Origin of the sequence: Rhodanobacter umsongensis, assembly GCF_042654965.1 — a bacterium.
In the GTDB taxonomy this organism is placed as follows: Bacteria; Pseudomonadota; Gammaproteobacteria; order Xanthomonadales; family Rhodanobacteraceae; genus Rhodanobacter; species Rhodanobacter umsongensis.
In genome coordinates this window covers 293,490-317,059 of the sequence record NZ_JBHSMK010000009.1, presented here as the reverse complement: position 1 = coordinate 317,059, position 23,570 = coordinate 293,490, and the positions used below count along the sequence as shown (strand labels likewise).

The following is a 23,570-nucleotide window of genomic DNA, read 5'->3' as shown; positions in this document are numbered from 1 at the left end:
GCCGCCAGGCCGGCAACGGTTACCTGCGCGGGGTGCCGCGGCCGGCTAAGATGATCGGCCCGATCTCGCAGACGTGACGATGCACGACGCAATCGACCTGCCGGCGTATCTGCGGCGCATCGACCACCAGGGCGCAGTCAGCCCCGACATGCCGACGCTGCAGGCCATCGTCGCCGCCCATGTGGCGGCGATTCCGTTCGAGAACCTCAATCCATGGCTCGGTTTGCCGGTGAGCCTGGAACTGGCCGCGATCGAGCGCAAACTGGTGCGCGGGGGGGCGCGGCGGCTATTGCTTCGAGCAGAACCTGTTGCTCGAAGCTGCGTTGCGGGCGATCGGTTTCGAAGTGTCGGGTCTGATCGCGCGCGTGCTGTGGACGCAGCCGGAGAATGCGGTCACGCCACAGACCCATATGCTGCTTCGCGTCGAGTTGGCTGGCGGGAGCTGGCTGGTCGACGTCGGTTTTGGCGGGCAGACCCTGGTTGGCGTACTGCGGCTGCAGGCGGATATCGAGCAGGCAACCCTGCTGGAACCGTTCCGCCTGGTGCAGCTGGATGGCGATTGGTGCATGCAGTCGCGGGTGCGTGGACAGTGGCTGTCGCTGTATCGCTTCGGCCTGCGCCCGGTGCCGCTGGTCGATTACGTCGTGGCCAATCACTATGTGTCGACGCACCCCAACTCGAACTTCGTCAACCATTTGAATGTGGCGCGCACGACATCGACTGGCCGTCTGAGCTTGCGCGATCGCGAGTTTGCCGTACGGCGCATCGGCCTTGAACCCGAGCGTCACACGCTGGGCGGCGTTGCCGAGATCCGCGAGGTGCTGGAGAACGAATTCCTGATCCGATTGCCGGCGCACCCGCAGCTCGATCGGCGGCTGGACAGTCTGCCGGGCGACCGGCTCGGCTAGGCCTGCGCTTCCGGATCCGCCAATACGCGGATCTCCGCGTCGTCGATGGCCACCACCTGGCCCGCATGGATCTTGCAGGTCTTGCGCAATTCGGTAACGCCGTCGACCTTCACGGCGCCGGTGGCCACGATGGCCTTGCCGGCGCCGCCGCTGTCACACAGGCCCGTCAGCTTGAGCAGCATGTTGAGTTCGACGTACGTGCCTTCCAGTTCGAAATCGATGGTCTGCATGGGAGTCCTGGGAAGATGGGCCGGCTAGGGTGACACGCTTTTCAAGTAGGCAGGAGGCTGTCGTCGAACGCATGGTCGGGCATGGCGAGGAAGGCGAACCAGGGCCGGTCGTTGTCGCTGGCGAAAGTGGCCGCGTCATCCAGCACGCCCAGCAGGATAGTGAAGTCCGCTTCGGTAGCCTGGCGCAGCGCATCGGCATGCTCGAACAGCAACACGTGGCCCCAGCCAGGCATCCAGCCGAGATCGCGCAGGCAGTCGGCCAGCGCGTCCCAGTTGTGGCCGAACGTGGCCGGCAATTGCAGCGACGCCGCGAGGCGCCGCAACAATTCGTCCTTGTCGCGGCAACCGGCCAGGTCGGTGCGGCACACGTGCAATTCGTCGCGGGCGGCGGTCCGGGCAAGACGGTCGAGATCGTCGACGCCCACGAAGTACACCCCGCCTTGCGACGGCTGGGTCAGGTCGAGTTCGAAAGCGCGCTTGCTCATCGGTTCAGTACGAAACGGCGAAAGCTGCGGTAATGATCGCCGGTGTAGTAGTAGACCACCGGCGGGCTGCCCCCGGTGATGATGCGCCGCGGCCCCCGCGCGTGCGCGCCCGGTGTTTCCACGGTGTACTCGTGGTAGTAGCCGCGCGGCTGCTGCGGCAGCAGCCCCTCGTAGTTGCCGAATGTCACGCCGTCCTGGCGATACCCGAAGGGACCGCCGCGGGCGATCCTGTCCAGCGTGGCCCCGGCCTCGTTCGGAAGAAACGAAGGCAATGGCGCCGCGGCGATCGCGCTGGCGGGACGGCTGGCGGCTGGCGCGGCAGGTGGCCGCTGCTGCCACAGCACCAGGGCAAAGACCAGCGCCGCCAGCAGGATCAGGGAATTCAATCGACGCATGAGAAGGGCTGGCTTGAGTGGTTGGAGTCGAACTTGGCGCGGCCCGCGCGCAGGATTGAACCGTCGCGCCGGAGGCTGCCCTGGCGGAGATCAGCGAGCGGCAGCGTCGATGCGCTGCTGCAACGCCATGGCCGCCGCCGGGTTGCGATGCTTGGCGCTGCTGATGAAAAACACGAATACGTCGCGCGGGTTGCCCGCCAGGCGCACCGCCGCTGCGTGCGGCAGTTCGCCGATGTCTTCGCCTGCGGCCCACTGGCAGGCATGGGCCGCCCACTGATCCAGTGCGGATGGCGTGTAGCCGGTGGGGACGTCGGCGGCGCTGCGCATCAATCGCGCGTACACGAAATCGCCGGTGAGGTCGGCGATGGAGGGATAGTCAGGCGAATCGGTGAATACGGTCGGCACGCGATGCGCGCGGGCCAGCGCCACGTAGGCCTCGCAGGCGAAACCTGGATGGCGCACTTCCAGCACATGCCGCAGTGGCCGGCCGTCGAGCTCCCGCGGCAACAGTTCCAGAAAGGCGGCCAGATCATCTGCGTCGAACTGCCGCGATGGCGGCAATTGCCACAGCAGCGGGCCCAGCCGATCGCCCATTTCCGCCAGTCCACCCTGCACAAAGCTGTTGATGCCCTTGCCGGTTTCGGCCAGGCGCCTGCCTTCGGTGACGTAACGCGGCGCTTTCAGCGAGAACACGAAGCCCTCCGGCGTTTCGGCCGCCCATTTGGCATAGGTGGCCGGCTTCTGCGCGCCGTAGTAGGTGCCGTTGATCTCGATGGCGCGCAACTGCCGGCTGGCAAATTCCAGCTCGCGCCGCTGCACCCAGCCGGCCGGATAGAAGTTGTTGCGCCAGGGCGCATAGGTCCAGCCACCGATGCCGACGCGAATGCGGGACGGGGACTCTGGGGTGGCGAGCCGGTCGCCGGCTGGGGCGTGGACGGGCATGGCGTGATCCGTGGGGAAGCGACCGGTTGATCTTGCCACGTCGGCGTCGTCGCGCCGAGCAAGGGCAGGCCTCAAGACGCGCGCCGCCCGCACGGGTTGACCCGGCAACGGGAGCCAGGGGTACGCGTCGACCGGTTGATCGTGGCTTGGAGCGCATGACTTCCTGCGCTGGCCTTGGGCCCGGTTTGCCGGGATAGTTGGCGAATTGCCACCAGCGGAGCCTTCGATGTCCCAGCGTTTCCCTTTCCCGCGTCTGGCGGGTTGCTGCGCGCTGTTCGTTTTCGCCACGGCGGCATGGGCACAGCTGCCCACTGCCCTTGCCGCGCCCACGGTGTCGACCCGCGACATCGTGCAACCGGTCTTGCCGCCGCAGCTGCAGGACTTCGGCGCCTATTATGTCGACAGTGCGCGCAAGACCTTCGACGTTCCGGGCATCGCCGTGGCGATCGTCAAGGACGGCCAGGTGGTGCTGGAGCAGGGCTTCGGCCTGCGCGAGATCGGCAAGCCGGACCCGGTGGACGCGCGCACGCTGTTCGCGATCGCCTCCAACACCAAGGCGTTCACCGCCGCCGCACTGCAGCAGCTGGCGGATGCCGGCAAGGTGAAGATGGACGACCGCGTGATCGACCACCTGCCGTGGTTCCGCATGTCCGACCCGTACGTCACCCACGAGATGCGCATCCGCGACCTGCTGGCGCATCGCAGTGGTCTGTCGTTGGGTGCAGGTGATCTGCTGTACTGGCCGCCCACGTCGTACAGCACGAAGCAAGTGGTCGAGCGGCTGGCCCGTGTGCCAATCAGGAACGGCTTCCGCAGCGGCTACGCCTACGACAACATCCTGTTCGCGGTGGCTACCCTGGTGATCGAGCAGGCTTCCGGCCAGAGCTACGCCGACTACGTGCGCGAGCACCTGTTCAAGCCGGTCGGCATGGACGAGTCGCTGGTCGACATGACCTACCTGAAACCGGGCATGAACGTGGCCACCGGCCACGCCAAGGCCGACTTCAAGGACCTCAAGCCGGTGCCGCCGATGGCCTGGCTCAACGACCCCGGCGCCGGCGGCATCTACTCCAGCGTGCACGATCTGGCGAAGTGGATGAACGTGCAGCTGGCCGGCGGCGTGTTGCCGACGATGGGTGCCGACGGCAAGCTGGCGCGGCTGTTCTCCGAGGACAGCCAGCGCGAGATGTGGAGCGTGCTGACCCCGATCAAGGTCGGCAAGCCACCGATTCCGGAACTGGCGCCGCTGGTGCCGAACTTCTCCGGCTACGGCGAAAGCTGGTTCCTGTCCGACTATCTCGGCAGGAAGCTGGTCTGGCACACCGGCGGCTGGCCCGGCATGGTCTCGCGGGTGACCCTGGTGCCGGAGCTGAAGCTCGGCGTGGTGGTGCTGACCAATGCCGAATCCGGCGCCGCGTTCAACGCGGTGACCTACCGCGTCCTGGATGCGTACCTGAATCCCAAGCACAAGACTGACTGGGTCGCCGCGTACGACAAGGCGGTGAAGAAAGCCGAGGCCAAGGCCGACGACAGCCTGGCCAAGCACGATGCGGCGCGCGACAAGCGCAGCAAGCCTTCGCTGGCGCTGGCGAAGTACGCCGGCACCTACCGCGACCCGTGGTATGGCGACGTCATCGTCAGCCATGAGGGCGGCAAACTGCGCCTGCGTTTCTCGAAGACCGCGCAGCTGGTCGGCACGATGACGCCGTGGCAGCACGACACTTTCACCGTGCGCTGGGACGACCGCACGCTCAACGCCGACGCCTTCATCACCTTCAGTCTGGACGTGGACGGCCATGTCAGCGAGGTGCGCATGCAGCCGATCTCGCCGCTGACCGACTTCAGCTTCGACTTCCAGGACCTGCGCATGGTGCCGGTCGCGGACAAGCCGGATACCGACAAGCATTGAACCGGCCGGGGCCGATCGCGGCCCCGCCTTTCCACCGCCGTGATACTGGGGAATCGATATGCGTGACATGCATCGTGCAGTAGCGATCTTGCTGGCCTGCGGCCTGTTCGCCGGCGTGGCACTGGCGCGCACCGACGCGCCGGTGGCGCACAGCCAGTTCCATGTCCAACTGGGCAGTACGCTGACCCAGCCGGCGTCGGGCCGGTTGCTGCTGTTCGCCACCGACGCCAAGGCGGCCATCGCCGCGGCGAAGGACGGCAAGGTCGAAGAGGTGGATGCCAATCCGTTCGGCGCCACCCAGGCCTCGGTGGCCGCGCGCGAAGTGAGCCGGCTGGTGCCGGGGCAGGGCGTGGACATCGATGCCGATGCGCTGGCGTACCCGGCCGGCTGGTCGCAACTGCCGCCCGGCGACTACTTCGTGCAGGCCGTGCTCGACAGCAACCACGACTACAGCTACGGCGGGCGCGGTGCGGGCGATCTGGTCAGCGAGGTGGTGAAGGTGCATCTGCCAGCCGCGACGCCGCCCAGCCTGAGCCTGGACCGCGTGTTGCCCGCCCACGAGCCGTGGGATCTGCCCATGCGCTACTTCAGCGACACCACCCGCAAGCATCTCGACGAGGCCCGCCGCGCAGCCCAGCCGCTCGATTTCGTCAGCCCGGCGCTGAGCGCGTTCTGGGGACGCCCCATCCACATGCGCGGCTGGGTGCTGTTGCCGCCGGGCTATGACCGCGGCGCGAAGCAGACCTGGCCGGTGGTGTATTCCACCCACGGCTACGGCGGCAGCGCGGCATCGCTCGCCGGCAGCGCCGCGATGGTCTATGGCGCGATGGCCGAGCATCAGATGCCGCCGATGATCTGGGTGTTCCTGGACCAGTCCAGTGCCACCGGCACGCACGAATTCGCCGACTCGGTGAACAACGGCCCGTGGGGCCGGGCGCTGACCACCGAGCTGATCCCGCAGCTGGAGTCGCGTTATCGCATGGATGCGCGACCGTCGGGCCGCTTCCTCACCGGCCATTCCTCCGGCGGCTGGGCCACGCTGTGGCTGCAGACGCGCTATCCGCAGGTCTTCGGCGGCACCTGGTCGACCTCGCCCGACCCCAGCGACTTCCACGATTTCACCGGGGTGGACCTGTACGCGCCGAACGCGAACGTCTATCGCCGGGCGGACGGTTCCGCCTACCCGCTGGTGCGCGACAAGGGCAAGGTGCAGGCCAGCTTCGAGGCGTTCGCGAAGCTAGAGCGCGTGCTGGGCGAGTACGGCGGCCAGATGGCCTCGTTCGAGTGGGTGTTCTCGCCGCGCGGCGCGGATGGCCGGCCGATGCCGATGTTCGATCGCGATACCGGCGCAGTCGATCCGGCCGTGGTGGCCTACTGGCGCGACCACTACGACATCGCCCATCTCGTGCAGGTGAACTGGCCGGGGCTGAAGGCCGACCTGGACGGCAAGGTCCATGTGGTCGTGGGCACCGCCGACACGTTCTACCTCGACGGCGCCGCGCACAAGTTCAAGGCCGTGCTGGACGGCCTGGGCGCGAAGTCGGACTTCCGCTTCCTGCCAGGCAAGACGCACTTCGACCTCTACGCGCAGGGCAAGGATCGTCAGGGGCTGCTCAAGCAGATGGCGTGGGAGATGTATGCGGTGGCGCGGCCGGATTCGAAGCTGAAGCGGCGGGCCGCGGCGGCGCCGTAATCCGGCAACTGCGCAAGATCCGGACCGCGGGGCGGCGAGCGCGCATGCAGACTGCCTCACGCCTGCCACGGAGACTTGCCATGAAAAGCCGCACCCGCAACGACTACCTGCGCCGCATCGATCGTGTCGTCGCCCCGCTGCAGCAGGCGGTGCGAACGGCTGGCCTTCAGCGCTGAAGCCTCTGCCGACGACGGTACCGTGCCGCTCACCTTGGTGGGTGGTGGCCTGTGAGCCCGCCTGCGCCACGTGGGGCGCACGGATCTCTACCTGCCGGTGACGGCGTTGCCGTAGCTCGCCGGCGTCATCCGGGCTGCCACGGGTCGTAGCTGCCGAAGTACCACAGGTGGCCTTCCGGGTCGTGGCAGCTGTAGCCGGCGCCGCCGTAGTCCTTCTCGGCGTAGTCGTCGACGATCACCGCGCCGGCGGCCTTGGCCCGCTGGTAGTGCGACTTGCAGTCGCCGACGGTCACGCAGGCGCATTGCGTTTCGCGGCCGCCGATCTCGTCGGGCTGGGCGATGTGCCGGCCGAACTCGTTGTCGCGCACTTCGCCGAGCATGACCATGCCGTTGCCATAGGTCAGCTGGGCATGTTCCACGCCGCCTTGCTCGTTCTGGTAGACGGCGTGCTTCGCGAAGCCGAACGCCTTGCACAGCCAGTCGATCGCGGCGTGCGCGTCGCGGTAGCGCAGACAGGGAATGATGGTGCTGCCGGACTGGTTTGCTGCGGCCATGGCGATGACTCCGATGCAGAGGGAGGAGACAGGCTAATGTCGCGGCGCGTGGCCGTCTTGTAGATTTTCGCACCCGCTTGCCGGCGGGTCGATCCGCGGCCGGTTCAGTCCAGTGGCAGATGGTTCGGATACGGGCCACGGTGTGCCATGAAAGCCGAGGGCGAAAGGCCGGCGAAGCGGCGGAACTCGTGGCTCAGATGGGCCTGGTCGGAGAACCCGCAGTCGGCTGCGACGGCGCTCCAGTCCACGGTGGCATGCGCGTGGGCGTGCTGCACCACCGCGCGGAAACGCACCAGCCGTGCGTAGTGTTTCGGAGTCATTCCCACCTGCCGGCGAAACAGCTGCAAGAGTCGCCGCTGGGACAGGCCGGTGGCGCTGGCTATCGAAGGAATGCTGGCCAGCTGCGGCACCCGGTCGAGCATGCCCACGGCATGGTGGACCGCAGCATGCACCGTCGTCATGCGTGCGCGCCGGTGCAGCCATGCTTCCAGCAGCGCCAGCCTTTGTGCCGGTGCCGGCGTGTCCAGCAGACGCTGGCGCAGTCGATCGGTGCCCGTGCCGAACAGGTCATGCAGGTCCGTATCCCGCTCGGCCAGCCTGGTCACGTCTTCGCCGGTGAAGGCATGCACGCCGCCCTGGCGGAACACCGCGCCCATCACCCGCACCTGTTCGGCGGTGTCGATGATCTGGCTGCGCGATGACGGACCGCCCAGCACGCAGGCTGACGAGCGGGTGCATTCGCGCCCCTCGTCGTCGGCGTACACGCGGGTCTCGTCTTCGTGCAGGTTGATGATCAGCACGGCACCCGGCTGCGGCAGCACCCGCTCGAAGCGATGCGCCGCGACGGGCATGTCCCAGTCCCAGATCCGCTCGATCAGGCCATCGAGTGGTGCGGCTGGCGTGCTGCAATGAAAGCCCATCGACTTGCTCCTGACGACACGCCTGGAGTGTAGGGTCAGCAGCTCACGGGATGGCAAGTGCCGTTGGCGCGGGCATGGGTCAATCGTGATCGTCGTGGTTGTCGCCCAGCGGCGGCAGCCTGCGCAACACCATGCTCTGCGGGCTGGTCATCGGCAGCTTGGCCACGCGCAGGCGTTCGATCAGCTCGAACAGCAGGTCGCTTTTCACGGCGCCGACTTCGCGCGGGCTGTTGACGTAGGCGATGCAGTTGAACGACATCGCGCCGCCGTTGAGACTTTCCAGTTGCACGTACGGCGCCGGGATGGACAGCGTGCCCTGATGGGCGCGCAGCACTTCCAGAATCAGCTCACGCACCTTGCCTGCGTCGGTATCCAGCGGCATGGGCAGCTTGATCTGCACACGGCCTTGCGCATTGGCCAGGGTCACGTTGCGGACATTCTGGGTAATCAGCTGCGAGTTCGGCACGATCACGGTGGAGCGATCGCCCATCTGGATCTCGGTGGCGCGCACGTTGATGCGGCGGATGTCACCTTCGACGTCGCTGCTGAGGCTGACCCAGTCGCCGACCTTCACTGGCCGCTCGACCAGCAGGATCAGCCCGGAGATGAAGTTCTGCACGATCGCCTGCAGGCCGAAGCCGATGCCCACCGAGAGGGCGCTGACGATCCAGGCGATGCTCTTCAGATCCACGTGCAGCGCCGCCAGCGTCAGCACGAACACCAGCATGCCGCCGAGGTAACCGAGCAAGGTGACGATGGAATCCTGCATGCCTGCTTCCATCGTGGACTTCGGCAGCAGTTGTTCGCGCAGCCAGCGCTTGAGCGTGCGCAGCGCGAACAGGCTGGCTACCAGCACCAGCAGGGCGGTGAAGATGGTGCCCGGCTCGATCGCCAGATCGCCGAGCCTCAGGCTGCTCAAGGTTTGCCCGGCGCTGGCCAGCAGATCTTTCGGGCCGGCGCCGAACGGCGTCAGCACGGTCGCCAGCGCCAGCAGGATCAGGATCACCCGGCTTGCTCCGGCAAGCAGGATGGCCGTCTGTTCCAGCGTATGCGGGGCCAGCTGGAAGGTCGCTTGCAGACGCTGGCCGCCGCGCCCGCGGGGCGACAGCACGGCGTCGATCAGATCGGTCAGCAGCTGGATCAGCAGATACACGGACGCCACGATCACGCCGATCCACAGCATCTGCACGGCGACGAAGAACGCCAGCGCGATGTAGCCGGTGACGACGCCCAGCCAGCTGACCACCACGCCCAGCATCGCCGCGGCGGTCAGCAAGCCGACCCATATCGGCCGCTGTTCCGGCTCGACGCCGGTGATCGCCAGTTCCTTGCGCGCCTTGCGCAAGCGCAGCAGGGCCGCGCAGATCAGCCCGCTGACCACCAGCGCCATCAGCGCGCGCGTGGCGACCGTGGCGGGCAGGCTGGTGCCGATCGTGCGGCTGGTGCGCTCGAACAGCCCGAACAGCAGTGCCGATGCACCCAGCAGCCAGGGAAACGGGCGCAGCCGCTGCGCCGCCAGATCGGGCAGCGCGGGCAGCCGCCACGAGGGTCGCCGCACCGACAGCAGCGCGCGCCCCAGCCCGGTCACGTACGCGGCAAACAACACCAGCCGCACGGCCGATGCCGCCAGTGCATCGAGGTCGGGCTCGAGAATGTCGTTCCAGTTCAGGCCGACGTATACCAGTTGGGCGGCCAGTCCCGTGGTGAACAACGCGGTCAGCGCCACCGCGGTGGCCATCGCGCTACGGCGCAGATGACCGTCCGGCAAGCGCCGCGTGGCCAGCGGCAACAACAGCCTTTCCAGCAGCCAGCGGCCACCGACCAGCAGCAGCACGGCCGCGAACAGGCACCACAGCAACGGCTGCCGGTTCGGCGGCTGCCAGGCCACGATCGCGACGTCTGCATAGCGCGAGCCGAGCCGCTTCAGTCGCACCAGGTCGTCCGGAAGAGTGCGCGCCGGGTCCACCCAGAATGTGCGGCTGAACGGGGTGGCCGTACGCGAAGCCATCTTTGCCTGGAACTGGTCGTTGCGCATGCCGGTCAGTTGCGCGGCCAGCTGCAGCGCGTTCTGGCCAAGCAACTGGGCCTGCTTGATCTGCGCGTCCAGGTTGGCCTGCGCCCTGTCGAGCTGCCGGCGCTGGGCGGCCACCTCGGGCGCCTCGGCGGCGGCGCCCTTGGCGGGCGGAGGCCCCAGGACGGTGAGCTGCGCCTGCAACGCCGTCATCTGCGGCGCCAGACTGCCGGCCAGGTCGCGCGCCTGGTCCTGCACACTCAGCGCAGTGCTGCGCAGGTCGGCCAATGGCACGTCGATGTTCTTGCCCCTCAGCGCCGCCTTCACCGTATCGAGCTGGCTGCCCAGCTGATCCAGCTTCTGGGCGGGCGTGGCTGCGGGCGCGGAAGCGGCCGGTGAAGGGTCGCCACTCTGGGCGGACGACACGGAGCTGGCGAGGGTCAACAGCAGGAACAGCAGGCAACGCAGCAGGATAGGCATCCGGACATGATCGGAGCGCGGCCGCGGGCGGTCAATCGTGCGGCCGAAAATGGCTGGCTGGATGGAAGCCGACGTTCAGGCTGAGCCGTGCCGCCGGCATGGCGTCATCCCGTATTGCCGGTGCTTCCCGCACAATGGCGGCCCTGCGAGGGCTCGGAACACCCATGATCTTCCGCTGGTTCGAATCACTCATCGACGCGTTCAAGGAACCGGTCGACGACAAGCCGCCATCATCGGTATGGCGCTTCTACGCGTTCTACCTGCGCCAGGTGTGGCCGGTGTTCGCGGCGGCGATCGTACTGGGTTTCGCGGTGGCCATCGTCGAGGTGTCGCTGTTCGGCTTCATCGGCCGCATCGTCGACCTCGCCAAGGGTGTGCCGGCGGCGGACTTTTTCCGGCGACACGGCCGTGAATTGTTGTGGATGGGCTTTGTTGCCCTGATCGTGCGGCCGCTGGCGATCGGCACGCACGACTTGCTGGTGAACCAGGCGATCGTGCCAAGCCTGACCAACCGCATCCGCTGGCAGAACCATCGCTACGTGATCCGCCAGAGCCTGGGCTTCTTCCAGAACGACTACGCCGGGCGCATCGCCAACCGGATCATGCAGACCGGCAGTGCGCTGCGCGAATCGGCGGTGCAGATGGTGGATGCGATCTGGTACGTGGCCATCTATACCGGCAGCGCAGTGGTGCTGTTCGCGCAGGCGGACGCCTGGCTGGCAGCGCCGCTGGTGGCCTGGGTGTTCGCGTATGTCGGCCTGCTGGCGTTCTTCGTCCCGCGCCTCAAGCAGCGCTCGTGGCTGGCCTCCGAGGCGCGCTCGAAGCTGATGGGCCGCATCGTCGACGGCTACAGCAACGTGCTGACGCTGAAGCTGTTCGCGCATACGCGGCGCGAGGAAGCCTACGTGGCCGAGGCGATGGCCGAGCAGACCGACAAGCTGCGCCGGATGACCCGCGTCACCACCGCGCTGGATACCAGCATCACCGCGCTCAACGGCTTGCTGATCGTGGGCACGTCGGCGCTGGCGCTGTGGCTGTGGAGCGATGGCCGGATAACGGTGGGCGCGATTGCGCTGTCGACCGGGCTGGTGATCCGCATCAACAACATGTCCGGCTGGATCATGTGGGTGGTCAACGGCATCTTCGAGGACGTCGGCACCGTGCAGGACGGCATCACCACGATCTCGCAACCGCGCGCGGTGCAGGATCATGAGGGTGCGATGCCGCTGGAAGTAACCAGCGGCACGGTACGTTTCGAGCACATCCACTTCCACTACGGCAAGCAGGGCGGGGTGATCGCGGGGCTTGACCTGGACGTGCGCGCGGGCGAGAAGATCGGCGTGGTCGGCCCGTCCGGCGCGGGCAAATCCACCCTCGTCAATGTGCTGCTGCGGCTGTACGACCTCGAAGCCGGGCGCATCCTGATCGACGGCCAGGACATTGCCAGGGTTACCCAGGAGAGCCTGCGTTCTCAGATCGGGGTGGTGACCCAGGACACCTCGCTGCTGCATCGATCGATCCGCGACAATGTCCTGTATGGACGTCCGGACGCCAGCGAGGCGCAAGTCTTCGCCGCCGTGCGCAAGGCGCGCGCCGAGGAGTTCATTCCGCAGCTGATCGATGGCGAAGGCCGCGTCGGCTACGAAGCCCTGGTCGGCGAGCGCGGCGTGAAACTCTCCGGTGGCCAGCGCCAGCGCATCGCGATCGCCCGCGTGCTGCTGAAGGATGCGCCCATCCTGGTGCTCGACGAGGCCACCTCGGCACTCGACTCCGAAGCAGAAGCCGCGATCCAGGACAGCCTCGACATCCTGATGCAGGGCAAGACGGTGATCGCGATCGCGCATCGCCTGTCCACCATCGCCCGGATGGATCGGCTGGTGGTGCTGGACAAGGGCCGCATCGTGGAAAGCGGCACGCACGCCAGGCTGATCGCGCATGGCGGCCTGTACGCGCGACTGTGGCGACGGCAAACGGGCGGATTCGTGGCAGCGGAAGACGCGGTGGAGTGAGCTCCGCGCCGCCAGACAATCATCGTGAAAAATCCCAGGACAACCGCATGATCCCTTCAGTCGTGATTCGCCCGGTGCAAAGGGCTGACTTTCCTTCGTGGAAGCTGCTCTGGGGCGGCTACAACGCCTTCTACGGTCGAAGCGGGCCGACCGCGTTGCCGGATGAGATCATCCGGACGACCTGGTCGCGCTTCTTCGACGTCTACGAGCCGATGCATGCGCTCGTGGCCGAGCACGACGGCAGCCTGCTCGGGCTGGCGCACTTTCTCTATCACCGCAGCACCATCCAGCTCGGCCCGAACTGCTACATGCAGGATCTGTTTACGGTGGAGGCAGCCAGAGGCCTGGGGATCGGCCGTGCTCTCATCAACAAGGTTTACGAACAAGCTGCGCAGGCCGGCTGCGGGCGCGTCTACTGGCAGACCCATGAGACCAACACGGCAGCCATGCAGCTATACGACAAGCTGGCCGAGAAATCGGGGTTCCTCGTGTACCGGAAGCTGCTGTAGGCACGGGGTCGGCAGCGGGCGTTGCGCAAACGGCGGTGCGTGCGTCTCAGAAGCACATCCTGAGCTTGCCGATGCCCTCCCGGATCTCGCGCACACTGGCACCGCTGTAGCCGAGGAGCAGGCCGCTCCTGCCAGGCGGGTTCGCATAGCAAAGGGACAACGGCCTGGCCGAAACGCCGTGATGGGCGGCTTTTCTCGACACCGCCACGTCGTCCATGTCGGGCGGCAGCAACGCCGCCAGCTGCATGCCGGCTTCCGCACCGACGACCTCGAGCTTGTCCGCCATGTATTCGTGGATCGCTTCCAGCAGGGCCGATCGCCGTTCGAGGTAGAGCATGCGCATGCGGCGGATGTGCCGCGCAAAATGTCCCTCGCGGATGAAGTCGGTCATGACGGCCTGGTACAGGGTGGAGGAAAACGTATCGACCGCGTTGCGTGCATCGAAGAAGGCCGGCACCAGATCCTTCGGCACCACCACGTAGCCGAGGCGCAGCGCCGGAAACACGACCTTGCTGAAGGTGCCGACATAGATGACCCTGTCATCGGCGTCCAGCCCCTGCAGCGAAGCGATAGGGCGGCCGCCGAAACGGAACTCGCTGTCGTAATCGTCCTCGATGATCCAGGCCCCGCTGCGCATCGCCCAGTTCAGCAGTTGCATGCGCCGCGCCGCGCTCATGGCCGTGCCCAATGGAAACTGGTGTGAGGGTGTGACGTAGACGGCGCGGGCGCTGCGGCCGCGGCGAATGCCTTCGGCCACGTCGAGGCCTTCCTGGTCGACGGGGACTGGAATGATCCTGGCACCCACGCTCATCAGCGCCTGGCGCGCACCGGGGTAGCCGGGCTCCTCCACCCACACGCGCTCTCCGGGGTTCAGCAGCACATGCGCGCATATCTGCAAGCCCTGTTGCGAGCCGGTGGTCATCAGGATCTGCGACGCATCGCAGCGCACGGCGCGAACGGTGCTCAGATACTCCGCAATCGCCTCGCGCAATGGCATGTGCCCCATCGGGTCGCCATAGACCATCATGTCGACGGATGGTTTTCGTGCATGCCGGTTGACCAGCTTCGACCACGTAGCCGTTGGAAAATGCTCAAGCGCAGGCAAGCCGATTCGAAAAGCGCCCTGGCTGTCCAGCCATGACTGCGCCGGCTCGCGCAGCAACAGCGATCGCCGCGATATCCTGCGCGCAGCCCTGTCCCCGGGGACCTGCAGCGGCGCGTGTCGCGACTTCGGGTGTGCCGATTGCAGCGCCTCCTCGGGAATCGATCGGGCCACGCATGTGCCGGCACCGATGAAAGTCTCCAGATAGCCCTCGGCGTACAGCTGTTCATACGCGCCCAGAACCGGTATGCGCGAAATCTTCAGCTCACTGGCAAGGCTCCTGCTCGATGGCACGCGCTGGCCCGGCCGCAGCTGGCCGTCCACGATCTCCCGTCGGAACCAGTCGGACAGTTGGCGGTGCATCGGGACCGCGCTGTCGGCATCGAGCGCGATCGGCGGCAGGAAACTGGCGGAGATGCGTTGCATGCGGGTTCCTTGCGCAAAAGTGGCTATAGCGTAACTCGGCAAAGTGGATATTCCAGTAGACCACTGTGCCGTCTAACTTTCTCGCGCATCGCATATGATGCGCAGGAAGAATGAACGATGTGGCCGGTTCCGAAGGTGGTCCCGCTTCGACGGGCGATCAGCGCCCTGCTGGCGTGCATGGCGGGAGGTTTTCCGGGTCCCGTTCCGGCATGCGCCCAAGCCGTCGCGCCGGCTCCGGCAAGTACCCCCGCGCCATCCGCCGGCAACCCATCGCTGGACGATGCCTGGTGGACGGGTCCTCTGCTGGCGAACTCGGCGGGAACGCTGCCGCCGGGACATGCCCTGGTCGAACCCTATCTGTACGACAATGCCAGCGCGCATTCGCAGGGCTACGGCTCGCGCACGTACGTGCTCTACGGACTCGCCAACCGCCTCACGGTCGGGGTGATCCCGGTGTTGGGCTACAACACGGTGAGCGGCGGCGCGTCCAGTTCACGCGTGGGGCTGGGCGATTTCACCTTGCTCGCCCAATACCAGCTCACGCAGTTTCACGAAGGCAGCCGGGTGCCGACGGTCTCCATCGAAGTGCAGGAAACCTTCCCCACCGGGAAGTACGAGCGGCTCGGCGACCGACCGGCAGATGGGCTGGGCAGCGGCGCCCATGTGACCACGTTGCAGGTCAATACCCAGACCTACTTCCGGTTGGCGAACGGGCGCCTCTTGCGCATGCGCTTCGATGTGTCACAGGCGTTTTCCAGCCACGCGAATGTCGCCGACGTCAGCGTCTACGGAACCACTCCGGGATTTCGCGGAACGGCCAGGCCCGGAAGTTCCTTCGCCGCCGACCTGGCCTGGGAGTACAGCCTGACGCGCAACTGGGTGTTGGCGCTCGATCTGACCTACAGCCACAGCCGTACAACTTCGGTGATCGGCTACGTGCAGGGGGCGGACTCCAGCAGCGCGCCCGCACCAACGGAAACCCGCCTGGACTCAGGTTCCAGCACCGCGTTCGGATTTGCTCCGGCGGTGGAGTACAGCTGGAACGCCAACGTCGGTGCGATCTTCGGCGTTCGCGTGATCACCGGGCGCAACACGGTAACCACGGTCACCCCGGTCGTGGCGCTCAACATGGTCTATTGAGGGAACTGCGATGAATGCATTCAGAACCGTTCGTGTCGGCCTCCTGGCCTCGATCCTGCTCGTTGGCGCGTTTTCGCTGGAAGGATTCACCAGCCAGCCAGTCGCTGCGTCGGCGGCTAGTCGCGGCTCTGCGGATCGGGACGGGCAACACGATTTCGATTTCGAGATCGGCACCTGGAAAACCCACGTTTCGCGTCTCCAGCACCCACTGACCGGCTCCAAGACCTGGCTCGAGTACGAAGGCACCAGCGTCGTCCGCAAGATATGGGATGGCCGCGCCAACCTGATCGAGCTCGAAGTCGATGGTCGGGCAGGCCACATCGAGCTGCTGTCCCTGCGCCTGTACGACCCCGCGTCCCGCCAGTGGAGCCTCAATACCGCCAGCAGCAGGGGCGGCGGAATGGGCGTGCCGACGGTCGGCGGCTTCAAGAACGGACGCGGCGAGTTCTACGACAAGGAAACGCTGGGAGGGCGCGACATCCTGGTCCGATTTGTCATCGTGAAGGTCACGGCTGACGTGTACCGGTTCGAGCAGGCGTTCTCCGCGGATGGAGGCAAGACCTGGGAGATGAACTGGATTGCGACGGACACGCGAATCAAGGGTGGCGCCGGGCATGCAGGCTGAATTGCGCGCGTAGGCCGCAACGGCTCTCCGGTCGATTTTCCGGAGGGCGGTTCTCGCGGCCGCCGAGCAGGTACCTTGACGCGATCACTTCAGGCGTGTCAGGTGGGCCCTGAATGCGACTGCCCATGTGCGGCCGCCATCGCGGGAGTAGGAAATCTCATAGCGATCGGAGTTGGTACGGATGTCGGACCAGACTCCGCGTACCAGTACCGTGCGACCCTTATAGACAGTCGTGCCGAACAGCTCGCCGCGGCCGTCCTTGAAGCCTCCGATGGTCGGTGCCTCGATCTCTCCCGACGCGCTGTCAATGTAGGTCTGGCTCCATTGCCCGGCCTTCGAGTTGTAGACGAACAGGGACGCGCCTTCCCAATGTCCACTCGGGCCGTCGGCCTCGATTTCCTCAAGCCACGCGCGGCCACCCCAAACCGGCTGCACTGTCTTGGTGCCGTCCATGGTGACCGTGTGAGTCCCGCCATCGAACGGGTCGAGCACCTGCGTGACATGGGTATGCCAACGCCCGCGAACGAAGTCGAAATCATGGGAGCCGTCCCCAGGCGATGCGGCCCGCGCACCCAGGGACGAGCATGCAAGTGCGCCGGCAACCATGACTCCGCGTAACAGCAGTCTCCACATCATTGCGCGCCTCGTTATGGCCAACAAACCCAGGGCAGGACTTTAGGGGGAAACACGCAGCGCCAGCAGGGCCAATCGAAGGAATTCGGGGTGGTCCACTTCGCCGGGCGCGACGGCGGGAGGCCTCGACGACGAGGGAGCACAAGCCACGCAGGACGGCCCCGTCTAGATAGTGCAGCCAGCCATCCTCAGTGCTGGCTTCGCCGTCGAAGTGGCCCGCCTGATTTCCCGAAAGTGGCGTCTATGACACCGGACGCCATTGAAATAATGGATCCACGATCGATCCCTTCATGGCAATTCAGCCTGGTTACTCAATATTTCGGTGAACCCTATGATCAAGCGTGCAGGAACATGGACAACTTCGGTTCTATCGGCAGCGATCCTCTTCGCGGCGGCCGGGCCGATAAAGGCGGCCCCACGGGATGGCCAGCATGACTTCGACTTCAACTTCGGCACGTGGAAGACCCACGTGTCGCGGCTTGTGCATCCGCTGACGGGTTCGACAACCTGGACCGCATACGATGGTGTGTCCGTCGTCCGCAAGGTATGGAACGGTCGCGCCAGCCTGTTCGAACTCGAGGTGGAGGGTCCGGCCGGGCATATCGAAGGCGCCGGGCTTCGCCTGTACAACCCGCAGTCGCATCAGTGGAATCTCAACTGGGCAAACAGCAGCGTCGGCATGCTGGATGGCGCCCCCATGATTGGGGAATTCAAGGACGGGCGCGGAGAGTTCTATGGTCCGGACACCTTCGACGGACGACGTATCCTGGTGCGAAACGGCTTCTCCAACATCACGCCGGACTCGTCCCGTTTCGAGCAGGCGTTCTCCGTCGACGGAGGCAGGACGTGGGAGACAAACTGGGTCATGACCTTCACCCGCTAGAGCCGGGCAGGCGGGTGTGGAGGCGCCATCGTTGTCGGCGACGGGCCGCCCGCTGCATGGCAATTTCTTCGTGAGGGGCTGTCGCGCCGCTGTCCTCGGCACCCATCGGCACCTGCAGCGACTAGAGCACGCGACGCAACGCCTTCAGGCCCTGCTCGATCTCCTGGAGGTCAGCAGCTCCGTAGCCGAAGATCAGGCCTTCCGATGTTGGCGCGCCGGAAAAATAGCGCTCGAATGAATGCAAGTGCACGTTCATGCCCAGCAATCTGTCGGTGACGCGTTCGAGGCGCCGGGACTGCGTCGAGAACGCCGCGACATGCATTCCGTAGTGCGACTGCATCGGTGACAGTTCTTCCGGGAAATCCGACCGGAGTATCTCCCCTAGGAGATCTCGTCGCTTTCCATAAACGCCACGGAGCTTTCGCACATGCCGCGCCAGATGCCCATCCGCGATGAACCGGGCTACCGCCATTTGCGTCAACGTCGGGCAATGCCAATCCAGACAGTTCTTCGCCGTAATCAACGCCCGCATGGCCCACTGGGGCGCCACCACGAATCCCAGTCGCAATGCGGGGAGCATGCACTTGGAGAAGGTGCCGACGTAGAACACGTCATCCGCGGTGGCCGTGGATCGTAGCGCCTGCAATGGCGTGCCGTCGTAGCGGAACTCTCCGTCGTAATCGTCCTCAACGATGACGGCCCCATGCTTGCGGGCAAAGCCGAGCAGCGCCGCCCGCCGCTGCGCTGACATGGACACGCCGAAAGGAAACTGGTGCGAAGGACATACGCAGACAACCTGCACGGGGGTCGGCAGGGCGTCGACCACCAGCCCTTGCGCATCGACCGGTACGGCGACGACCTTGGCTCCGGCGGCGAGAAAGGCAGCACGCATCGGTGGGTAGCCGGGGTCTTCAACGGCAACCGTCGTAACCCCGGGGGTTACCAGTACACGGGCGAGAATATCGAAACCCTGCTGCGCGCCGGCGGTAACCAGCACATCGTCGGGCTCGCACACGACAGCGCGCGAGATGCCGATGTGCGTCGCGATAGCCGTCCGCAGGGGGAAATGTCCCTGATTGCCCTGCGGGCTCTTGAAGGCGGGAGGCTTCAACTCCATGCGCCGGAGCTGCCTGGCACTGACCCGACGAAATATTTCGAAAGGGAACAGTCGGGGATCGACCAACGCGGGCCTGAAATCCAGGAACGCGCCCGCCCCTGGCGCCTTCGCATGCCGCCCGTCGTGCCAGAAGTCGAGCGTGCGGGCGAGCTCCGGTCGCGACCACAGCGAATTCAGGCGTGGATCGGGCGTGTACGGCGCCGGAAAGCGTTCACGCGCCGGACGACGTTGCTTCGGCGCCACATATGTTCCCGACCCTTGGCGGGGCCGTACCAACCCCTCGACTGCCAGCCTTGCATAAGCCCGGGCAGCCGTGTTTCTCGATACACCGAAAAAGACAGCGGACTGGCGCTCCCCCGGAAGCCTCGACCCGGGAACCAACCGGCCGTCAAGGATGGCGTCGCGCAACTGCGCGCAGACGGATTCCGCAGATCGGCGGCTTCCCCTGGGCGGGGCGTCAAAAGCAATTTCGAACAGGCCACTCGTGCCCGGCACATCACTTGCCACGACTTTGTCCCTCCGAATCGGTTCGGCAGCGCGAGGACATGAAGAACCCATCCGGCGTTCCACGCATAACTCGGAGCGCAAGGCTTGCCCTCGCAGCCGAGGGCATAACCTTACGGTAGAACGGCGACCAGCACCCGTTTCATCTCCACCTGCACGTGAGCCTGCGCTTTGAAGCCGGCCGCAGCAGCTGCAGCCGGGCACCCGGACGGACAGCGGAAGCGGCTAGCGCCATGGCCGGAACGCTTTCTCAGGCACGGCTCGGGCGTCATCTGGCGATTCCACGGAGACTTCCCCTCTACGCCACGCGCTTGACGCCCTCGTCCTGGACTTTCCAGGCCAGCCTGCCGTTGGCGCGCAGCGACCGCAGCAAGCCTCAGAGCACACGCCTGCGGCACGCGGAAAGTGCAAGCGCCACAAGGTCACCTGTCCTACTTGCTCTGTCTGCTCTGCATCAGCGCCGTCATGTGCAGCATGAGGAACAGCGGCACCTGAAATGCCGGGATCAGCAGCAACGGCAGGGTTGCCATGGGCGCGGTGCTGATTGCTCCCGGAACCCCGCCGGCCAGTACGGCACTCACGGCGCCCATGCAGACGGCTATGAGCAGGTCCAGCATGCCGAGGACATTCCAACGGACGAACGCGGCGCTCGCGGCGAACCCAGTCTGACGTACAAGCCCGAGAACCATCCACGGCGCGGCAAAGCCGATTGCCATGTCTCCGAGCCCAGCTGTCAGGGCGAACCCGGCAGGGAGCACGTGGTTGGCGTACAGGGCGAGGAAACCGAAACCCTCCCACCGCCATGCCTGCATTCCCGTGATGAGGCGCAGATCGAGCGCAAGAATCAATTCGCGGAACGATTGCGAGAGTCGCGCGCATGCAAGGAACAGCAGCAGCGGAGCAGTGACACTTATCGCAATGGCAATGGGTGGCTTCCCTGGCAGGCCGACGAAAGCCCCGGTTGCGCCGAGCGACACAACCAGCAAGAACCAAACGGATAGAACGAGGACGACGCTTGCACGAACGCTGCGGATCCGCGCGGACGACGAGTCGGCCGGGCGCTGGAAGGCGGTGGTTTCCATGGCTTCTCCAAGTTACTTGCATTTTGCAAGTGTGAGCCCAACGTAGCATCATGACTTGTAATCTGCAAGTAACCTCTTCAGGTCCACGGAGTCCGACAGATGAGCACCCACAAGACCTTTCTGCGCTCCCCCTGTGCGGTGGCCAACTCGCTCGACGTCGTTGGCGACAAGTGGTCGCTGCTCGTGGTGCGCGACCTGCTGCACGGCAAGCACACTTACGGGGAGCTCGCGGATTCACCGGAAGGCATTCCAACGAACATCCTCGCTGATCGCCTCAAGCGCCTCGAAAGTGCCGGCATCATTGACAGGGCGCCCTATCAGGAACGTCCCATCCGGTATTCCTATTCGCTTACGCGCAAAGGAAAGGATCTGGGCGGGGTGCTGCTCGCATTCGTCCAATGGGGCAAACAGCACATCCCGGGTACGGTGGTACTGAGCACTGGCCAGGCGAGTCATGGAGCGGCTGCGTCGGCGAAGTCTTCACGCCGCCGATCCAGTTAAAAGAGGCAATACTCGGGGCCTGTCTGTCCGCCGGCCGGAACTTGGCCGTGGATCATCGATTCGACCAATGGCCTCGCGCTCGAATCTCGCCACCGGGCATTGCGTGGTCCATACCTTCTGCATGGAAGAGGCAGTCGGTACCGCCGCGGATTGATGAGCAGCAAACCTCCGCTTCTGTTCGATCTCCGCTGGCCGCGCAGATCCTCGCGGCGATTCCCGCCAGTTCTGCTTCGATCGGCAGGCGCCGATCGAGCGAGCGGTTCAATGGCCGGGTCCGGTTTTGCACATTCCCCGGGAGGCGTGCGCGCCGTCGTGGCTGGAGGCCGATGAGACGATGGCGGGCAGGGAGACGCGGGCCAGAGAAGCCGCCAAGCGGCGGCAAACCATCTCAAACGAGCAGCTCCGGGTGCGGATTGCGTCCGAACGGTGCCGCGCCTCCCAGGCGCAGCGCAGCCGCGGCATAGGCCCACAATGCCTCGGGCGGCGCGGCATGTTCGGGTGGCGAACCATCGGCATGTTGCCGTCCGGTCGTGCCCGTCTTGACGTATTTTCCGATCACCGTGGCGGTGCCGCCCGGCGCATGATCCGCGCCCGGTAGCGTCCGGCTGAATTCGCCGACCAGCAGTGTCACCACGTTGCGTTCTGGCAACGCCATGACGCGGTCGAGGAATGTGATCAGCGAAGGCGTGATGGGCGCCATGATGTCGCGCGCCAGGGTTCCCATGTCGTCGTGATGGGTATCGAACTGCCGGTCGGGCCGCCCGGTGTACGCAGGCTGCGCGAAGATCACGCCGACGCCTGCGAGGATCAGCGATTCGATACTGGCGAAGGTGGCTCGCTGGCTGTCGATGGCGGTGCTCCCGGCGGGCACGCCATAAGCGCCACGGATGCTCTCAAATGCCGCGGCCGGGAAATGCCGGTGCACGTCTTCGAACCGCATGACCCGTTCGAAGACGGTGCCGCGTTCCGCCCGAGGCGCCGCCGCGACTCCGACGGGCAGGCCGAGACTGTTGACGATGGCACAACGGGCCGCTCCGCCGGGCATGGCCGCGGCCATCTGCAGCAGCAGGCTGCGCGAGTTCTTTTCCAGCATCGCCGCCCGTGCCTCCGCATGCGGGTAGCGACCATGCCGGAAGCCGATCGAAGCCATGTGCGCCAATGCCGATGCCGGCAAGGCGCCGAGCGATCCGGCATCGACGCAAAGGCCGTTCGCCAGTACGCGGACATTGTCGGTGGTTACGCCGTAAGCTCCCCGGGAGAGGAACGAGTCCGCACTGTTGAACAGCCCCGCAGGGCCGCCATTGAGCCAGAGCACGACCAGCGTCGGCCGCTCTCTTCCGGCATGGGCCTGGGCTCGCAGGCCCAACCCGCCCAGCGCGAATGCGCCTGCCAGGGTGGCACCTGCCTTGAGCACTGTGCGCCGCGTGATGATCGGGTCGTTCATGGCTTTTTCTCTACTCGCGCCGGGGGCTCGGCACCGATGGCATGGAGCCCGTTGTCGTGGGCTGACCGTTCGCCCAGAATCAGCCTACGGTGTCCGTATAGCGAAAGGAGGCCATCCAGTGTCGCGTTCCAGACAGCAGGTGGGCCCGAAGCAGGCGTGGCCGGTGACGGCACTCGCCAAGGATTATCCGAAGGGGTGCCAGATACCGAGGCATCGCCATCGGCGCGGGCAGATCATTCATGCAGCGTCGGGCGTCATGCAGGTGACGACGCGCGAGGGAATCTGGATCGTGCCGCCGCAGCGCTCGTTGTGGGTGCCCGCAGGGATGACGCACGAGATCCGCATGGAAGGCCACGTGGCCATACGAACGCTGTACCTCGACCGTGGCAGCAGCATGTCGCTCGGTGCCCATTGCAGGGTTCTGACGGTAACCGGCCTGCTTCGCGAGCTCATGCTGGCGATGGTCCAGGCACACCGGTCCAGAGACAGGGAACGCATGCTGATGATGACGCCGTTGCTGCTGCATGAACTGCAGGGCGCCGAAGAGATGGCCATCCGTATTCCGTCGCCGTCCGATCCGCGCCTGAGGAAAGCGTGCCAGCGCATGCTGGTCGACCCGTCGCGGACGGATACGCTCGACCAGCTTGCGCAGTTTGTCGGCGCCAGCGGCCGAACGCTGGCGCGGTTGTTCGAAAGCGAGTTGAAGATGACCTTCGTGCGTTGGCGGCAACACGTGCGACTGGCCGGGGCGCTGAGCCGGATGAGTGCCGGCCACCCCATCAAGAAAGTCGCGCGCGATGCCGGTTACGCAAGCTGCAGCGCATTCAGCGCGATGTTCCACCGAATCCTCGGCGTCACGCCCACTGGCTACATGAAGCAGATGGACATTTGA

General features: G+C 65.9%; 23 protein-coding genes. 10 read left to right on the top strand and 13 right to left on the bottom strand.

The window, feature by feature from the left end; genetic code table 11:
* Window positions 1-19: 19 nt before the first annotated feature.
* Complete coding sequence (locus ACFPME_RS14105; RefSeq protein WP_377306288.1) at window positions 20-181, bottom strand: hypothetical protein; 162 nt, start codon at window positions 179-181, stop codon at window positions 20-22.
* Between the two features lie 127 nt (window positions 182-308).
* Between ACFPME_RS14105 and ACFPME_RS14100 the strand changes: the two genes are divergently transcribed.
* Window positions 309-908: an arylamine N-acetyltransferase family protein gene (locus ACFPME_RS14100; protein ID WP_377306287.1), complete on the top strand. Its 600-nt coding sequence runs from the start codon at window positions 309-311 to the stop codon at window positions 906-908.
* On the opposite strand, the gene ACFPME_RS14095 is transcribed toward ACFPME_RS14100, so the two are convergent.
* From ACFPME_RS14095 to ACFPME_RS14080, 4 genes are all read right to left on the bottom strand, one after another.
* Window positions 905-1,138 carry an RNA-binding S4 domain-containing protein gene (locus ACFPME_RS14095; RefSeq protein WP_377306286.1) on the bottom strand — a complete coding sequence of 78 codons (234 nt, stop codon included), beginning with the start codon at window positions 1,136-1,138 and terminating at the stop codon, window positions 905-907. The genes ACFPME_RS14100 and ACFPME_RS14095 overlap by 4 nt on opposite strands.
* Before the next feature lie 41 nt (window positions 1,139-1,179).
* A complete protein-coding gene (locus ACFPME_RS14090) occupies window positions 1,180-1,623 on the bottom strand; it encodes a barstar family protein (protein WP_377306285.1) in 444 nt (147 codons plus the stop codon).
* The gene (locus tag ACFPME_RS14085) at window positions 1,620-2,018 is read right to left on the bottom strand and encodes a guanyl-specific ribonuclease (RefSeq protein ID WP_377306284.1); all 399 of its coding nucleotides are present in this window, start codon (window positions 2,016-2,018) and stop codon (window positions 1,620-1,622) included. The genes ACFPME_RS14090 and ACFPME_RS14085 overlap by 4 nt, the downstream gene beginning before the upstream one ends.
* Window positions 2,019-2,108: 90 nt before the next feature.
* A complete protein-coding gene (locus ACFPME_RS14080; RefSeq protein WP_377306283.1) occupies window positions 2,109-2,960 on the bottom strand; it encodes a DUF72 domain-containing protein in 852 nt (283 codons plus the stop codon).
* A 226-nt stretch (window positions 2,961-3,186) separates the two neighbouring features.
* Here ACFPME_RS14080 and ACFPME_RS14075 point away from each other — a divergent pair, with 226 nt between their 5' ends.
* Window positions 3,187-4,869 (top strand): serine hydrolase, encoded by a 1,683-nt coding sequence (locus ACFPME_RS14075; protein WP_377306282.1) that lies wholly within the window; start codon window positions 3,187-3,189, stop codon window positions 4,867-4,869.
* A 58-nt stretch (window positions 4,870-4,927) separates the two neighbouring features.
* A complete protein-coding gene (locus tag ACFPME_RS14070; protein ID WP_377306281.1) occupies window positions 4,928-6,562 on the top strand; it encodes an alpha/beta hydrolase in 1,635 nt (544 codons plus the stop codon).
* Window positions 6,563-6,863: 301 nt separating this feature from the next.
* Here the strand turns inward: ACFPME_RS14070 and ACFPME_RS14065 are convergent, their stop codons facing one another.
* The 3 genes from ACFPME_RS14065 to ACFPME_RS14055 form a co-directional block, all read right to left on the bottom strand.
* On the bottom strand, window positions 6,864-7,292 hold the full coding sequence (locus ACFPME_RS14065; protein WP_377306280.1) for a VOC family protein: 429 nt from the start codon (window positions 7,290-7,292) through the stop codon (window positions 6,864-6,866).
* Window positions 7,293-7,396: 104 nt separating this feature from the next.
* Window positions 7,397-8,212 carry an AraC family transcriptional regulator gene (locus ACFPME_RS14060; RefSeq protein WP_377306279.1) on the bottom strand — a complete coding sequence of 272 codons (816 nt, stop codon included), beginning with the start codon at window positions 8,210-8,212 and terminating at the stop codon, window positions 7,397-7,399.
* A 79-nt stretch (window positions 8,213-8,291) separates the two neighbouring features.
* Window positions 8,292-10,703 (bottom strand): DUF3772 domain-containing protein, encoded by a 2,412-nt coding sequence (locus tag ACFPME_RS14055; protein ID WP_377306278.1) that lies wholly within the window; start codon window positions 10,701-10,703, stop codon window positions 8,292-8,294.
* A 167-nt stretch (window positions 10,704-10,870) separates the two neighbouring features.
* On the opposite strand from ACFPME_RS14055, the gene ACFPME_RS14050 reads away from it, so the two are divergent.
* Together ACFPME_RS14050 and ACFPME_RS14045 are read left to right on the top strand one after the other, a co-directional pair.
* Window positions 10,871-12,712, top strand: coding sequence for an ABC transporter ATP-binding protein (locus tag ACFPME_RS14050; RefSeq protein WP_377306788.1), 1,842 nt, complete (start codon window positions 10,871-10,873; stop codon window positions 12,710-12,712).
* A complete protein-coding gene (locus ACFPME_RS14045; protein ID WP_377306277.1) occupies window positions 12,709-13,221 on the top strand; it encodes a GNAT family N-acetyltransferase in 513 nt (170 codons plus the stop codon). The genes ACFPME_RS14050 and ACFPME_RS14045 overlap by 4 nt, the downstream gene beginning before the upstream one ends.
* A 46-nt stretch (window positions 13,222-13,267) precedes the next feature.
* Here ACFPME_RS14045 and pdxR (ACFPME_RS14040) read toward each other — a convergent pair whose 3' ends face one another.
* On the bottom strand, window positions 13,268-14,749 hold the full coding sequence (gene pdxR, locus ACFPME_RS14040) for a MocR-like pyridoxine biosynthesis transcription factor PdxR (RefSeq protein ID WP_377306276.1): 1,482 nt from the start codon (window positions 14,747-14,749) through the stop codon (window positions 13,268-13,270).
* Window positions 14,750-14,866: 117 nt separating this feature from the next.
* On the opposite strand from pdxR (ACFPME_RS14040), the gene ACFPME_RS14035 reads away from it, so the two are divergent.
* Window positions 14,867-15,889 carry a transporter family protein gene (locus ACFPME_RS14035; protein WP_377306275.1) on the top strand — a complete coding sequence of 341 codons (1,023 nt, stop codon included), beginning with the start codon at window positions 14,867-14,869 and terminating at the stop codon, window positions 15,887-15,889.
* Window positions 15,890-15,899: 10 nt separating this feature from the next.
* Window positions 15,900-16,514 (top strand): hypothetical protein, encoded by a 615-nt coding sequence (locus tag ACFPME_RS14030; protein ID WP_377306274.1) that lies wholly within the window; start codon window positions 15,900-15,902, stop codon window positions 16,512-16,514.
* A gap of 84 nt (window positions 16,515-16,598) precedes the next feature.
* Here ACFPME_RS14030 and ACFPME_RS14025 read toward each other — a convergent pair whose 3' ends face one another.
* Complete coding sequence (locus tag ACFPME_RS14025) at window positions 16,599-17,150, bottom strand: hypothetical protein (RefSeq protein ID WP_377306273.1); 552 nt, start codon at window positions 17,148-17,150, stop codon at window positions 16,599-16,601.
* 328 nt (window positions 17,151-17,478) lie between these two features.
* Here ACFPME_RS14025 and ACFPME_RS14020 point away from each other — a divergent pair, with 328 nt between their 5' ends.
* Window positions 17,479-18,030 (top strand): hypothetical protein, encoded by a 552-nt coding sequence (locus ACFPME_RS14020; RefSeq protein ID WP_377306272.1) that lies wholly within the window; start codon window positions 17,479-17,481, stop codon window positions 18,028-18,030.
* Between the two features lie 121 nt (window positions 18,031-18,151).
* Here the strand turns inward: ACFPME_RS14020 and pdxR (ACFPME_RS14015) are convergent, their stop codons facing one another.
* On the bottom strand, window positions 18,152-19,705 hold the full coding sequence (pdxR, locus tag ACFPME_RS14015; RefSeq protein ID WP_465269174.1) for a MocR-like pyridoxine biosynthesis transcription factor PdxR: 1,554 nt from the start codon (window positions 19,703-19,705) through the stop codon (window positions 18,152-18,154).
* A 377-nt stretch (window positions 19,706-20,082) separates the two neighbouring features.
* Entirely contained in the window at window positions 20,083-20,733 is a 651-nt protein-coding gene (locus tag ACFPME_RS14005) for a hypothetical protein (protein ID WP_377306271.1), read from the bottom strand.
* Window positions 20,734-20,832: 99 nt separating this feature from the next.
* Here ACFPME_RS14005 and ACFPME_RS14000 point away from each other — a divergent pair, with 99 nt between their 5' ends.
* Complete coding sequence (locus tag ACFPME_RS14000; protein ID WP_377306270.1) at window positions 20,833-21,234, top strand: winged helix-turn-helix transcriptional regulator; 402 nt, start codon at window positions 20,833-20,835, stop codon at window positions 21,232-21,234.
* 388 nt (window positions 21,235-21,622) lie between these two features.
* On the opposite strand, the gene ACFPME_RS13995 is transcribed toward ACFPME_RS14000, so the two are convergent.
* Window positions 21,623-22,678: a DUF1501 domain-containing protein gene (locus tag ACFPME_RS13995; RefSeq protein ID WP_377306269.1), complete on the bottom strand. Its 1,056-nt coding sequence runs from the start codon at window positions 22,676-22,678 to the stop codon at window positions 21,623-21,625.
* Window positions 22,679-22,841: 163 nt separating this feature from the next.
* On the opposite strand from ACFPME_RS13995, the gene ACFPME_RS13990 reads away from it, so the two are divergent.
* Window positions 22,842-23,570, top strand: coding sequence for an AraC family transcriptional regulator (locus tag ACFPME_RS13990; RefSeq protein WP_377306268.1), 729 nt, complete (start codon window positions 22,842-22,844; stop codon window positions 23,568-23,570).